A 12,986-nucleotide genomic window follows, 5' to 3' on the forward strand; every position below is an offset into this window, starting at 1 on the left:
CGCCACCCGATGTTTCCTGAGTCTCTTCATATTTCCATTCGTGGCCCGATCAACGACTTCGTCCAGTCGCTGGTCGTCAATTACGGCTTCGTCTTCAAGGCAATTTCTCAAACCATTCTGCAGGTCATCCTGTTCATGGAATGGATATTGCGCGGCCTGCCATGGTGGCTGGTCCTGCTTGCCTTTCTGGCGCTCGCATGGTTTGCCGCGCGCAAGATTTCGCTTGTTCTCATGGTCGGGGTCATGCTGCTCATCGTCGGCGCTCTCGGCTTGTGGGACCTGACAATGCAGACGCTGGCGCTGATGCTCATCGCCAGCCTGATTTCCATCATCATCGGTGTCCCGGTCGGCATCTGGCTCGCCAAGAGCCAGATCATGCGGCGTATCACGCTGCCTGTCCTCGACGTCATGCAGACGATGCCGAGTTTCGTTTATCTGATCCCGGCAATCATGCTTTTCGGCCTTGGCAAGGTGCCTGCGGTACTCGCGACCATCATCTATGCCGTACCACCGCTGATCCGCCTGACCGATCTGGGCATCCGCCAGGTGGATCGTGAAGTGGTGGAGGCGGCAACCGCTTTTGGCAGCAGCCCGTCGCAGATCCTGTTCGGGGTCGAACTGCCGCTGGCCACACCCACAATCATGGCTGGCCTGAACCAGACGATCATGATGGCTCTTTCCATGGTGGTGGTCGCCTCGATGATCGGTGCGCGTGGTCTGGGCGAACAGGTCCTGAACGGGATTCAGACACTGGATGTCGGAAAGGGCCTCGAGGCGGGTCTGGGCATCGTCATTCTCGCCATCGTCCTCGACCGTATTACGCAGGGCTTCGGCCAATCCAGCCGGAAGGAGCGCGGCGATGACTGATATCGCAATCCGTAACGTTTCCAAGATTTTCGGCGGCAACTGGAAAGCCGCGCTCGCCATGACGAAGGACGGCGCCGACAAGGCTGAAATATTGGCCAAGACCGGTTGCAGCGTCGGTCTCGACGATGTCAGCCTCGACATTGCCGGCAGCCGCATCTTTGTCATCATGGGCCTTTCCGGCTCCGGAAAATCGACGCTTGTGCGCCATATCAACCGCCTGATCGAACCGACGAGCGGTGAAATCCTGGTTGGCGGCAGCAATGTGCTTGATCTGAGGGCCAAGGATCTGCGCGACTTCCGCAATCGTCGGGTCAGCATGGTGTTTCAGAATTTCGGCCTCATGCCACACCGCACGGTTATGCAGAATGTCGTTTATGGCCAGCGTGTACGCGGCCTTTCAAAGGCGGAAGCAAATCCGATCGGCATGCAATGGATCGAGACCGTCGGGCTCGCCGGCTATGAAAACAAGATGCCCCACCAGCTTTCCGGCGGCATGAAGCAGCGTGTCGGCCTTGCGCGGGCTCTCGCTGCCGATACCGACGTTATCCTGATGGATGAGGCATTTTCCGCTCTCGATCCGCTGATCCGCGCCGATATGCAGGATCAGCTTCTGCAGCTGGAGAAGAACCTCTCGAAAACCATCGTCTTCATCACGCATGATCTTGATGAGGCGTTGCGGATCGGTGCGCAGATCGCGATTTTGAAGGACGGGAAACTGGTGCAGGTCGGAACGCCGGACGATATTCTCAATCGCCCCGCCAATGATTATGTCGCCCGCTTCGTGCAGCGCCGCACGGGTGCGGCGGTCGCCCATCATGATTGACACCGTTATCATCGATCAGGGCATCTCATGGCGGGATGTCGCCATGGTGGCAAAAGGTGCACGAGTGCAGCTTGCCGATGCCGCGTGGAAGCGTATCGCCGCGGCGCGTGACATTGTCGAGGCGCTGGTGTCGAAAGGCGTGCGCGGCTACGGCATCAATACCGGTGTCGGTGCCCTGTGCGACGTGATCGTGGACAGGGATCGACAACAGGCCCTGTCGCGAAACATCCTGCTCAGCCATTCCTGCGGGGTTGGAGAGCCGCTGGGGCGGGAGCAGACACGTGCCATCATGGCCGCACAGATCGTCAATTTCGCCCATGGTTTTTCCGGCATCCGCGTGGAAACCGTCGAGGCGATGCTGGCTCTTTTGAATGCGGATGTTTTACCCGTCATTCCCTCACGCGGTTCGGTCGGATATCTCACCCATGCCGCAGCGATCGGGCTGGTATTGATCGGCGAAGGCGAGGCGGTGCGTGATGGCGAAAGGCTGTCCGGAGGGCAGGCGCTGGCAGCTGTCGGTCTCTTGCCACTTGTGCCTCTGGCCAAGGAGGGGCTGAGTCTCGTCAACGGAACGCCCTGCGCCACCGGACTTGCCTGTCTGGCGCTGTCACAAATGGAAAATCTGCTGGACTGGGCGGATGCGGCCGCAGCGATGAGTTATGAAAATCTGGGCGCGCAGTCCGATCCATTCTCGGCAGCGCCCCTTGCTCTGCGCACATCCCCGGGGCTTCAGACCGTTGGAAATAATCTCCGCCATCTGTTGGCGGATAGTCCCCTCTTGGCGCGCTCGGCGGGATCGCGCACGCAAGATCCGCTCAGCCTTCGCGCCGTTCCGCAAATCCACGGCGCCATTCGCGACAGCGTCATGCAGATCGGCGAAGTGGTGAATCGCGAACTGGCAAGTGTTACGGACAATCCGGTCGTTACCGGTTCGCCGGATATGCCGCAGGTGCATTCACAGGCCCATGCCGTTGGCGCGGCATTGGGGCTTGCCATGGATGGTCTGGCCGTCGCGGCTGCAGAACTGGCAAGCATTGCGGAGCGCCGGATCGACCGCCTTGTCAATCCGCTGGTCAGCGGCCTGCCAGCTTTTCTGGCGGAAGGCAGCGGTGTCTGCTCCGGTTTCATGATCATTCAGTATACGGCCGTGGCGCTGGTTGCCGAAAACCGGCGGCTGGCTGCGCCCGCCAGTCTGGATGGTGGCATTACCTCTGCCTTGCAGGAGGATATTCTCACTCACGCCACGCCGGCTGCCGACAAGGCACTTTCCATCATCGCCAATCTCGAAACCATTCTTTCGATCGAGATCATGTGTGCGGCGCAGGCCTATGACATGCAGCCTGGAGAAGCCGGCATGGCACCCGCCACCCACGCCCTCTACCGGCGTATTCGCGCAGACGTTCCCTTTTACCGCGATGACCGGCCGCTCAATTCTCTGCTTGCCATGGTGGAGAAGCTGTTGCGTAACACGAGCGCCGGGATTGGGCACCTGTCATAAGCATCAGGGATGCGCCGCCGGTGATGAATTTATGCACCGGCGTCATATTTAATCCAGCATCACCATATGTGCGGGCAGTTGGTCCTCGAAAAACTTCGAGAAAGTCGCGATGCGGGGCGGGAGCTTCTGGTAGGGCGGATAATAAAGCGTCAGCCAGAGTTCCGGCGGCGACCAGCCGCGCAGAACATGTATCAGTCGGCCGCTGCGGATATGGTCGGCGATATGAAACCCCGGCAACATGGCCACCCCGGCACCATCCGCCGCCAAATCTGCCAGAACCTCGCCATTATTGGCGCTGAATCTGCGACCGGCCGAAATCGTGATGCTCGATCCGCCATCCGACAGGACCCAGTTTTCCCGCCGGCTTTCACCGCTATAGGCAAGGCAATCGTCGGGCGTCAGCTCGCCCGGATGTTCCATCTGCGTGAACCGGCTGCCCGGTGCCGCCACCAATATTCTCGGCACGGCCCTGATCTTGCGCCAGATGGTGAATTTGTCTGATGGGGCTGACGAAATGCGGATCGCGAGATCGTAGTCGTCATCGACGATGTTGACCAAGCCGTCGGACAGCGAAATCTCGAAGCACATTTTCGGGTACAGTTCCCGGAAACCAGAGAGAATCGGCGGCAGTACGGTTTTCCCGAGCCATGTCGGCGCGCTGATCCTCAGCCTTCCCTGATCGGCCTTGTGAGCATTCCTGACGTCGCGCCGGGCATTTTCGAGCGCTTCTATTGCCGGCTGAATCTGCGCGGCAAAAACGGCTCCATCGGTCGTCAGCGATACCTGACGGGTCGTGCGGACAAACAATTGCACGCCGAGATCACATTCAAGCGCGGCAATGGCGCGGGTGACGGCTGCTGCCGTCATGCCCAGTTCACGGGCCACCTGCGCGAAGTTGCGCTTTTCGGCCGCCATCAGAAAGGTTTTGAGAGCTTTGTGGTCGTTCATCTCTATTATTTCAAAAATCGCAATTCAGTAGCAAGAAATATTGCAATTCCTTGATGCAATCAAGCGACGTATATCTTTGTCATCGAAACGGACACACAAACGAAGAGAGGCGCCGACGATGATCAAGGATATCAAGGGCCTGCACCACGTTACCTCCATGGCGTCGGATGCGCTGCAGAACAACAGTTTTTTCACCGAAACGCTCGGCCTGCGCCGGGTGAAGAAGACGGTCAACTTTGATGAGCCCAGCGTCTATCACCTTTATTACGGTGATGAAACGGGATCGCCCGGCACGGTCATGACCTATTTTCCCTTCGCCCAGATGATGGCCGGTCGTCCCGGTGTCGGCGAAGTGGGCGAGACCCAGTTCTCCATTCCCAAGGGTGCGCTCGGCTTCTGGAAAGATCGTCTCATTGCCAAAGGCGCTACCGGAATTGAGGCCGACACGGTCTTCGGCGACAATCGCCTGCGCTTCACCGGTCCAGATGGCGACGGTCTCGCGCTGATCGAAACGGGCGATGATGCACGTGCTGGCTGGCTGGCCGAGGGCATAACCGAAGATAATGCCATACGCGGTTTCACCGGTGCGCGTTTCAATCTTCATGATACGGCTGCAACCGAGGAACTTCTGCGTTTCATGGGTTATGAGCGGGCCGATGTTGAAGGAAACGTCACACGTTTCATTATTCCCGGTGGCAATGGAGCGGATACGATCGATCTTGCAGCGCTGCCGAAGACACCCTTTGCCCGCCCGGGAGCCGGTTCGGTGCACCACATCGCCTTTGCGGTTGAAAACCGTGAAAAGCAGCTCGAAGTGCGCAAGGCGCTGATGGATACCGGCTATCAGGTGACCCCCGTCATCGACCGCGATTACTTCTGGGCGATCTATTTCCGCACCCCGGGCGGGATCCTGTTCGAGATCGCTACCAATGAACCCGGTTTCGACCGGGACGAGGATACAGCCCATCTTGGTGAGGCGCTCAAGCTGCCAAACCGGTATGAGCCGTTCCGCAACAAGATCGAGGCGAGCCTGGTTCCGCTCGCTGCTTAAGACGGACCGCTGATCCGAACCGACTGACAGATATACATCCACGCCCTTCAAAGACGGCTGCCCGCGCCGGGCAGCCCACCGGCGAAGCCTTGTCAATTTCCACCGCCGTAGATCGGCAATCACCACCTGAACGGAGAACGAAAATGTCCAAGCTCGAAGTCCTTACCCCCGCCAACAGCCAGTTGATCTTCATCGACCAGCAGCCGCAGATGGCTTTCGGCGTGCAATCGATCGATCGTCAGACCCTGAAGAACAATGTTGTCGGCCTCGCCAAGGCCGCCCGGATATTCAATATCCCGACGACCATCACGACGGTCGAAACGGAAAGCTTCTCCGGCAACACCTTCCCGGAATTGCTCGCGGTTTTTCCGGAGAACGATATCCTCGAGCGCACCTCGATGAATTCCTGGGATGACCAGAATGTCCGTGACGCCCTGGCTAAGAACGCCGCCGGCGGCCGAAGGAAGATCGTCGTTTCTGGTCTCTGGACGGAAGTCTGCAACACCACCTTCGCGCTCTCGGCGCTTCACGATGTTGCGGATTACGAGATCTACATGGTGGCGGATGCCTCCGGTGGCACCTCTGTCGATGCGCATAAATATGCGATGGATCGCATGGTGCAGGCTGGCATCATCCCGGTCACCTGGCAGCAGGTGCTGCTTGAATGGCAACGCGACTGGGCACGCAAGGAAACCTATGACGCCGTCACCTCGCTGGTGAAGGAACATTCCGGCGCCTACGGCATGGGCATCGACTATGCCGTCACCCATGTCCATGGCGGTGCAGAGCGCGTCAAACACGGCAAGCGCATCGGCCCGAACCCAGCCCAAAAATAAGCTTTCAACCGCGCCGCACCGGAAGGATCGATGTCCCGTCCGGTGCGGCTTTCATCCATCTAGGAGGTTCCCATGAAAGTCTATCTTCTGTCGCTTGGCGCCGGCCTGCTGGTCGGCATTGTTTACAGCCTGCTCAATGTGCGTTCACCTGCACCGCCCATCATCGCGCTTGTCGGCCTGCTTGGCATATTGCTCGGCGAACAGGTCATTCCTTTTGCAAGGTCGATCATCGGCAAGGAGCCGGCCGCCGTTTCGTGGATCAACCAGATCAAGCCGCATATGTTCGGCCATATGCCAAAGGGCAGCGGAGAGACCGTGGATCTCGCCAGGGCGAAACAGCCTGCGGATGGGGAGAGAAGCTGATGCCAACGCGACGCACTTTTCTTGGCGCGGCATCGAGCCTTGCCTTTCCGCATCTCTTTTCACCGGCCAATGCCGCTGATCCCATTCAGACCGGAGCCTATTCCATGTATCCCGACACCATTCTTCACAATGGCCGCCTGACGACGCTTGATCGCGGCAATCCAAATGCAACGGCAGTTGCCATCAAGGATGGTCTGTTCGTGGACGTGGGAACCGATGCCGATGTCATGGCACTCGCCGGGCCGGGGACGAAAATCATCGATCTGAAGGGCAAACGCGTGCTGCCCGGCCTCATCGACAATCACACCCACGTCGTTCGCGGCGGTTTGAACTTCAACATGGAACTGCGCTGGGATGGCGTGCGCTCGCTGGCGGACGCCATGGACATGCTCAAACGGCAGGTGGCGATCACGCCCGCCCCGCAATGGGTGCGCGTCGTTGGCGGCTTCACCGAGCATCAATTCGTCGAAAAGCGCCTGCCGACCATTGAGGAAATCAATGCGGTGGCGCCCGACACGCCGGTCTTCCTGCTGCATCTCTATGATCGGGCGCTGCTGAATGGCGCAGCCCTTCGCGCCGTTGGTTATACGCGGGATACACCGAACCCGCCCGGCGGCGAGATCACCCGCGATGCGAACGGCAATCCCACGGGCATGCTGCTTGCCAAACCAAATGCCGGTATCCTCTATTCGACGCTCGCCAAGGGACCGAAGCTGCCGTTCGATTATCAGGTCAACTCCACCCGCCACTTCATGCGTGAGTTGAACCGGCTGGGTGTGACCGGCGTGATCGATGCGGGTGGTGGCTTCCAGAATTACCCTGATGATTATGAGGTCATCCAGAAGCTCTCCGATGAAGGCCAGATGACCGTGCGTCTCGCCTACAACCTCTTCACGCAGAAGCCCAAGCACGAAAAGGAGGATTTCCTCAACTGGACCTCTTCGGTCAAATACAAGCAGGGCAATGACTATTTCCGGCACAATGGCGCAGGTGAGATGCTGGTTTTTTCCGCTGCCGATTTCGAGGATTTCCGCCAGCCGCGACCGGACATGCCGCCGGAAATGGAGGGCGAACTCGAAGAGGTCGTGCGGGTTCTCGCGGAAAACCGCTGGCCCTGGCGTCTGCATGCCACCTATGACGAGACAATCTCGCGGGCGCTTGATGTCTTCGAAAAGGTCAACCGGGACATTCCGCTTGAAGGTCTGAACTGGTTCTTCGATCATGCTGAGACCATTTCTGATCGTTCGATCGACCGTATTGCAGCGCTTGGCGGCGGCATCGCCACCCAGCACCGCATGGCCTATCAGGGCGAATACTTCGTCGAACGTTATGGACAGGGAGTTGCCGAGGCGACGCCGCCGATCAGGAAAATGCTCGACAATGGCGTCAATGTCTCTGCCGGTACCGATGCCACCCGTGTCGCCTCTTACAATCCATGGGTGTCCCTTTCGTGGATGGTAACCGGCAAGACGGTGGGCGGCATGCAGCTTTATCCACGCGCCAATTGCCTTGACCGCGAAACGGCGCTGCGCATGTGGACCGAAAAAGTCACCTGGTTCTCGAACGAAGAGGGCAAAAAGGGCCGCATCGAAAAAGGCCAGTTCGCCGATCTGGTGGTGCCGGACAAGGATTATTTTTCCTGCGCCGAAGACGAAATCTCCTTCCTCACCTCCGAGCTGACCATGGTCGGCGGCAAGATCGTCTATGGTGCCGGCGACTTCAAGGCGCTTGATGAGAACGACGTGCCCCCGGCCATGCCGGACTGGTCGCCGGTTCGCGCTTTCGGCGGTTATGCCGCCTGGGGTGAGCCGCAAGGGGCTGGAAAGAACTCGTTGCGACGCGCGGCAATCACGTCCTGCGGCTGCGCCAGCGATTGCGGCGTTCATGGACATGACCATGCCGGAGCATGGACATCGAAGCTGCCAATCGCCGATCTGAAGGGCTTCTTCGGAGCGCTCGGCTGCTCATGCTGGGCGGTTTAAGCCCGACCGTGTGAATGTCAGGCCGACCAAGCGGGCAGCGTATTGCCGCTGCCCGCATCCAACGCGAAGGAAGTCCTCTCAGGCGGGCTAATGTTGCGAATTATGCAATTATATCGAAACTATTGATGCAATTGTTGGCGATAATTGTTTCAGCCAATATCGCTCCATCAGATGAACGCAACGCCGCTCGAAGCGAGCGGCCAGGCCGCAGGAGCAGACAATGACCAAACCATCTTCAACACTTCGCCTTCACGGGTTGCTTGCAGATATCGTTGCCGCGCCCGTCACACGAACCCTTGCGCTTCTGGCGCTTTGCTCGGCGTATATTCAGGGGCCGCTGACCAAGATCTTCGACTTTCCCGGTGCGATTGCCGAGATGAACCATTTCGGCCTTCATCCGGCTGCGGTTTTTGCCGTTGTCGTCATCGTGTTCGAGCTTGCCGCCTCGGCCATGGTGGTTTCCGGCTTTCTGCGCTGGGCAGGCGCTCTGGCGCTTGCGGGCTTCACGCTTCTGGCCACCTTCATTGCTCTTCGGTTCTGGGAAATGGCGCCCGGCATGGATCGCATGATGGCCACCAACGCCTTCTTCGAACATCTCGGTCTGGCTGGCGCCTTTGTTATCGTTGCCGCAATCGATCTCACGAAAGGAACAGGCAAATGAGTGCCGCAAAATCCTCCACGAGCAGCTTTGCTCCTCTTGCACAGCCGGTTTTTGCCGTCCTCTGGGCCGCAACCGTGCTTGGCAATACCGGCAGTTTCATGCGCGATGTCGCCAGTTCGTGGCTGATGACCGATCTTTCGGCCTCGCCGGCGGCAGTCGCCATGGTTCAGGCGGCGGGAACCCTGCCGATCTTTCTGCTGGCGATCCCGGCCGGCGTGCTGACGGATATTCTCGACCGTCGTAAATTTTTGATTGCGGTCCAGCTGCTGCTGGCCTCTGTCAGTCTCACCCTCATGGTCCTCGCCCATACCGGATTATTGTCCGTCAGTGCCCTGATCGGCCTCACTTTCCTCGGCGGCATCGGTGCGGCGCTGATGGGGCCGACCTGGCAGGCCATCGTGCCGGAACTGGTGAAACGCGAGGACATCAAGAGCGCCGTCGCGCTCAATTCGCTGGGCATCAATATCGCCCGTTCCATTGGTCCTGCGGTTGGCGGCATATTGCTTGCTGCCTTTGGTGCGGCCGTTACCTACGGTGCAGATGTCGCAAGTTACTTTGTTGTCATCGCGGCGCTCTTGTGGTGGCCACGGGCGAAGAACGCCAATGATGCGTTGGCGGAAGGTTTCTCTGGTGCATTCCGGGCTGGTCTTCGTTACACGCGCGCCAGCCGTCCCCTGCATGTCGTCCTGCTGCGGGCTGCGATCTTCTTTGCATTCGCCAGTGCCGTCTGGGCGCTGTTGCCACTGGTCGCACGGCAATTGCTCGGCGGAGATGCCAGCTTTTATGGCATTCTGCTCGGTGCGGTCGGTGCGGGCGCGATTGGCGGCGCGTTGATCATGCCGAAACTGCGCGCCCGCTTTGATGCCGATGCTCTGCTTCTGGGGGCTGCTGTCATTACCGCGCTCGTCATGGCCGGCCTGTCGTTTGCTCCGCCCAAGTGGCTGGCCATCGTCATCCTGCTGTTTCTCGGTGGCGCATGGATCACGGCGCTGACGACGTTGAATGGCGCGGCCCAGGCCATTCTGCCGAACTGGGTGCGTGGCCGTGGGCTGGCGGTCTATCTTACCGTCTTCAACGGGGCGATGACGGCGGGCAGCATCGGTTGGGGTGCCGTTGGCGAAGCGGCAGGCGTGCCCGGAACGCTGCTGATCGGCGCTGCTGGTCTGTTTATCGCCGGTCTTGTCATGCACCGCCTGAAATTGCCTGCCGGCGACGCGGATATGGTGCCGTCCAACCATTGGCCGGAGCCGCTCGTTGCCGAGCCTGTGGCCCATGACCGTGGCCCGGTCCTGATCCTGATCGAATACAACGTCGAAAAGCATCACCGCAGCGCGTTCCTGCACGCATTGGATGAGCTTTCACAGGAGCGCCGGCGCGATGGTGCCTACGGCTGGGGTGTCACCGAGGACTCCGCCGATCCGCAGAAGATCGTTGAATGGTTCATGGTGGAATCCTGGGCGGAGCATCTGCGCCAGCATAAACGGGTCTCCAATGCCGACGCGGACTTGCAGGGCAAGGTACTTGCCTATCACTCGGGAATGGCAAGACCGGTCGTGCGGCACTTCCTCACGATCAATCGTCCGGGGAAAGCATAAAGCGAAAAAGGGGCCGATTGGCCCCTTTTTCATTGCTGCGGTAACCAACCGCGGGCTATTTTGTGATCCGCTCAAGAACACGGCTCAACGCTCCTTTCAGCGCATTGGAGCCGCCATTACGGTCAAAATCCTGCAAAACCTGTTCGTTGAGCCCGCCTTTGGTGGCAAATTCACCGCTGAGATCAAGGAAACTGGTGTCTCTGTCAGTGAGCTGGGCCACTTCGGAAAGACCAGCGAAGAGCGGGGCGAGATAGGCGCGACCCTTTTCTTCCGGCAAGCCATTTTCAGCCAGCCATTCGGTCGTATGCTGCATGATGCCGAAATAGGTGGCCATCAGGGCACTCGCGGCAGCGAGAAGATCGTATTCCGCCTTCGTCTCGCATTCGACCGCATTGCCAAGGCTATTAAAAATTGCCGATGTATCGGCATCCGGCGGATAGACGGCTGTGACACCCCTGCGCCGTGCGACAAAAGGCAGGGGAATCGCCTGCGTAAGGCTGACATCCGCGCCGATCCAGTCGAAAAGCGCTTCGCGGCTGGTTGCGGCAACGACGCTGATGACCTTCTGTCCGTTCCGGAAACGCAATGGGCGGATGACGTCTTCGGCAATCTGCGGCCGAATTGCCAAGACGACGGTATGGCACCCGTCGATGATCGCCTGATTGTCGCCGGTAACGATCACCTGCAGGAAATCGGCGGCGAGCCTGGCCGAAATATCCGCGTTGCGCGCTGAAACCATGACATGCGGCACGGCCGCCGGCTTCAGGAGCAGGCCCCGCACCATCGCGTCGGTGATCGCTCCGGTTCCGATAAAACCGATTTTCTGGGGAAGGGGCATGATGACTCCACGTCGGCAGGGGGCCAGATCGGCCGTGTTTTACGCAGGATGGTGATGATTGTTCCAGACTGGTGATGAGACATTGGGCCAGAAAACTGGTCTGTCGGCAATGTTAATTTTTTTTCCGCATCCGCCGGCAGGACGTAAACGTGCTCCGCATCAGACGCTTAGCAGCAATCTGATTTTCCTTCTATTTTAGCATCTTATCCCGATCAGTTTTGCACTTTGAAGCAAGATTTTCGTGAGCACCCGGTGCCGATTGGCCAAAATATTTCACTTGATATTTACATTCGGAATGTATGTATATGGCACCGAAAGATCGGACGTTTGTGATGTGTCCGGCAGCTCGTTTGCATCAAAAGGTGAAAAATGGTCGAGAAAAGTCAGTGGCGGCGCGGGCGAACGGTGGCCCTTGCGTTGATCCTATCCTGCGTCCTCTATCCCGGACGAGTGCTCTCGCAGCAGCAACCCACCCCGTCGGTCACGGTCGAAACCGCCAAGGCGGCGGATTTCACGCTGACTGCGCGTTTGCCCGGACGTATCAAGCCATCGACGATTTCAGAGGTGCGGCCGCAGGTCTCAGGCATCATCCGGGAACGGTTGTTTGAGGAGGGCGCCCGTGTCGAGGCCGGGCAGGTTCTCTACAAGATCGAGGATGAAACCTATGTCGCGGCGGTGGAGTCGGCTAAAGCCAATGTCGCCCAGGCGCAGGCAAGTTACGATTTCGCCCTTGTCGATGCACGCCGTGCTGAGGAGACATTTGCCAACAATGTCAGCTCGGCAGCGAACCGCGATAACAAGATCGCCGAAAGAAACAAGACGCAGGCCGCACTTCAGGTGGCGCGGGCACAGCTGACGACAGCGGAGATCGACCTTGAGAGAACGACGATCCGCGCACCGATCTCCGGTATCATAGGGTTTTCGGAAACGACGGCCGGCGCGCTTGTTGCTGCGCAGCAGACGACCGCTTTGACCACGATCCGCGCGCTCGACACGATTTACGTTGATGTGACGCAGTCCGTAAACGATCTGTTGCGGTGGAATGCCGACAAAAGGGTCGGGAGCAGCCAGTCCCTGTCCGTTGCAACGATGATCCTTCCGAACGGCCAGACTTACCCGGTAAAGGGTGATCTTAAGGCGGCCGAACCGAGGGTCGAGCCGACGACGGGCATGGTCACGCTTCGAATTTCGTTTTCCAACCCCGATAACCGGCTCCTGCCGGGCCTCTATGTGGAAGTTGAGCTGCCGCAGGCCGTCACCAAGGACGCGATCCTTGTTCCGCAAAGTGCTGTGATGCGCAACGCCAAAGGCGAGGCATCCGTCTGGATCGTGGAAGGCGGCAAGATTGTTCCCCGTCCGGTGAATATCGTCACTGGCGCTGGCAACCGCTGGGTCACCAGCAGCGGCCTGAAGCCGGGGGACCAGATCGTCATGTCCGGTTTCCAGAAGGTGGCGCCGGGCGCCACGGTGGAAATAGAACAACAGCCGGTGGGCCAGCAGGCCGCCCGGGCCGGGAGCAACTGA

12 protein-coding genes are annotated in these 12,986 nt (G+C 59.1%); 10 read left to right on the plus strand and 2 right to left on the minus strand.

Annotation, left to right across the window (positions count from 1 at the left end; translation table 11 throughout):
• The first annotated feature begins 9 nt into the window (after positions 1-9).
• From CFBP6623_RS20260 to CFBP6623_RS20270, 3 genes are read left to right on the plus strand one after another with little or no spacing between them, the layout of a single operon-like run.
• A complete protein-coding gene (locus tag CFBP6623_RS20260; RefSeq protein ID WP_046801968.1) occupies positions 10-867 on the plus strand; it encodes an ABC transporter permease in 858 nt (285 codons plus the stop codon).
• Complete coding sequence (locus tag CFBP6623_RS20265; protein ID WP_052760272.1) at positions 860-1,690, plus strand: quaternary amine ABC transporter ATP-binding protein; 831 nt, start codon at positions 860-862, stop codon at positions 1,688-1,690. The genes CFBP6623_RS20260 and CFBP6623_RS20265 overlap by 8 nt, the downstream gene beginning before the upstream one ends.
• Positions 1,683-3,188 (plus strand): HAL/PAL/TAL family ammonia-lyase, encoded by a 1,506-nt coding sequence (locus tag CFBP6623_RS20270; RefSeq protein WP_080842877.1) that lies wholly within the window; start codon positions 1,683-1,685, stop codon positions 3,186-3,188. The genes CFBP6623_RS20265 and CFBP6623_RS20270 overlap by 8 nt, the downstream gene beginning before the upstream one ends.
• 48 nt (positions 3,189-3,236) lie before the next feature.
• On the opposite strand, the gene CFBP6623_RS20275 is transcribed toward CFBP6623_RS20270, so the two are convergent.
• Positions 3,237-4,136 (minus strand): LysR family transcriptional regulator, encoded by a 900-nt coding sequence (locus tag CFBP6623_RS20275; RefSeq protein ID WP_046801970.1) that lies wholly within the window; start codon positions 4,134-4,136, stop codon positions 3,237-3,239.
• 118 nt (positions 4,137-4,254) lie between these two features.
• Here CFBP6623_RS20275 and CFBP6623_RS20280 point away from each other — a divergent pair, with 118 nt between their 5' ends.
• The 6 genes from CFBP6623_RS20280 (at position 4,255) to CFBP6623_RS20305 (ending at position 10,624) form a co-directional block, all read left to right on the plus strand.
• Positions 4,255-5,187, plus strand: a complete 933-nt coding sequence (locus tag CFBP6623_RS20280) for a VOC family protein (RefSeq protein ID WP_046801971.1) — start codon at positions 4,255-4,257, stop codon at positions 5,185-5,187.
• Positions 5,188-5,330: 143 nt separating this feature from the next.
• On the plus strand, positions 5,331-6,023 hold the full coding sequence (locus CFBP6623_RS20285; RefSeq protein ID WP_046801972.1) for a hydrolase: 693 nt from the start codon (positions 5,331-5,333) through the stop codon (positions 6,021-6,023).
• Positions 6,024-6,095: 72 nt separating this feature from the next.
• The gene (locus CFBP6623_RS20290) at positions 6,096-6,386 is read left to right on the plus strand and encodes a XapX domain-containing protein (RefSeq protein ID WP_046801973.1); all 291 of its coding nucleotides are present in this window, start codon (positions 6,096-6,098) and stop codon (positions 6,384-6,386) included.
• Complete coding sequence (locus tag CFBP6623_RS20295; RefSeq protein ID WP_046801974.1) at positions 6,386-8,368, plus strand: amidohydrolase; 1,983 nt, start codon at positions 6,386-6,388, stop codon at positions 8,366-8,368. Before CFBP6623_RS20290 ends, CFBP6623_RS20295 begins: the two co-directional genes overlap by 1 nt.
• A 220-nt stretch (positions 8,369-8,588) precedes the next feature.
• The gene (locus CFBP6623_RS20300; protein WP_046801975.1) at positions 8,589-9,029 is read left to right on the plus strand and encodes a DoxX family protein; all 441 of its coding nucleotides are present in this window, start codon (positions 8,589-8,591) and stop codon (positions 9,027-9,029) included.
• Positions 9,026-10,624, plus strand: coding sequence for an MFS transporter (locus CFBP6623_RS20305; RefSeq protein WP_046801976.1), 1,599 nt, complete (start codon positions 9,026-9,028; stop codon positions 10,622-10,624). The genes CFBP6623_RS20300 and CFBP6623_RS20305 overlap by 4 nt, the downstream gene beginning before the upstream one ends.
• Positions 10,625-10,679: 55 nt before the next feature.
• On the opposite strand, the gene CFBP6623_RS20310 is transcribed toward CFBP6623_RS20305, so the two are convergent.
• Positions 10,680-11,462, minus strand: coding sequence for a pyrroline-5-carboxylate reductase (locus CFBP6623_RS20310; protein WP_046801977.1), 783 nt, complete (start codon positions 11,460-11,462; stop codon positions 10,680-10,682).
• A gap of 369 nt (positions 11,463-11,831) precedes the next feature.
• Here CFBP6623_RS20310 and CFBP6623_RS20315 point away from each other — a divergent pair, with 369 nt between their 5' ends.
• Positions 11,832-12,986, plus strand: a complete 1,155-nt coding sequence (locus CFBP6623_RS20315) for an efflux RND transporter periplasmic adaptor subunit (RefSeq protein ID WP_046801978.1) — start codon at positions 11,832-11,834, stop codon at positions 12,984-12,986.

It is taken from the genome of Agrobacterium tumefaciens, from assembly GCF_005221385.1.
In the GTDB taxonomy this organism is placed as follows: Bacteria; Pseudomonadota; Alphaproteobacteria; order Rhizobiales; family Rhizobiaceae; genus Agrobacterium; species Agrobacterium tomkonis.

Coding starts and splice junctions, on each gene's coding strand:
- CFBP6623_RS20260 (WP_046801968.1), top strand. CDS start 10: ATGTTTCCTGAGTCTCTTCATATTTCCATTCGTGGCCCGATCAACGAC.
- CFBP6623_RS20265 (WP_052760272.1), top strand. CDS start 860: ATGACTGATATCGCAATCCGTAACGTTTCCAAGATTTTCGGCGGCAAC.
- CFBP6623_RS20270 (WP_080842877.1), top strand. CDS start 1,683: ATGATTGACACCGTTATCATCGATCAGGGCATCTCATGGCGGGATGTC.
- CFBP6623_RS20275 (WP_046801970.1), bottom strand. CDS start 4,136: ATGAACGACCACAAAGCTCTCAAAACCTTTCTGATGGCGGCCGAAAAG.
- CFBP6623_RS20280 (WP_046801971.1), top strand. CDS start 4,255: ATGATCAAGGATATCAAGGGCCTGCACCACGTTACCTCCATGGCGTCG.
- CFBP6623_RS20285 (WP_046801972.1), top strand. CDS start 5,331: ATGTCCAAGCTCGAAGTCCTTACCCCCGCCAACAGCCAGTTGATCTTC.
- CFBP6623_RS20290 (WP_046801973.1), top strand. CDS start 6,096: ATGAAAGTCTATCTTCTGTCGCTTGGCGCCGGCCTGCTGGTCGGCATT.
- CFBP6623_RS20295 (WP_046801974.1), top strand. CDS start 6,386: ATGCCAACGCGACGCACTTTTCTTGGCGCGGCATCGAGCCTTGCCTTT.
- CFBP6623_RS20300 (WP_046801975.1), top strand. CDS start 8,589: ATGACCAAACCATCTTCAACACTTCGCCTTCACGGGTTGCTTGCAGAT.
- CFBP6623_RS20305 (WP_046801976.1), top strand. CDS start 9,026: ATGAGTGCCGCAAAATCCTCCACGAGCAGCTTTGCTCCTCTTGCACAG.
- CFBP6623_RS20310 (WP_046801977.1), bottom strand. CDS start 11,462: ATGCCCCTTCCCCAGAAAATCGGTTTTATCGGAACCGGAGCGATCACC.
- CFBP6623_RS20315 (WP_046801978.1), top strand. CDS start 11,832: ATGGTCGAGAAAAGTCAGTGGCGGCGCGGGCGAACGGTGGCCCTTGCG.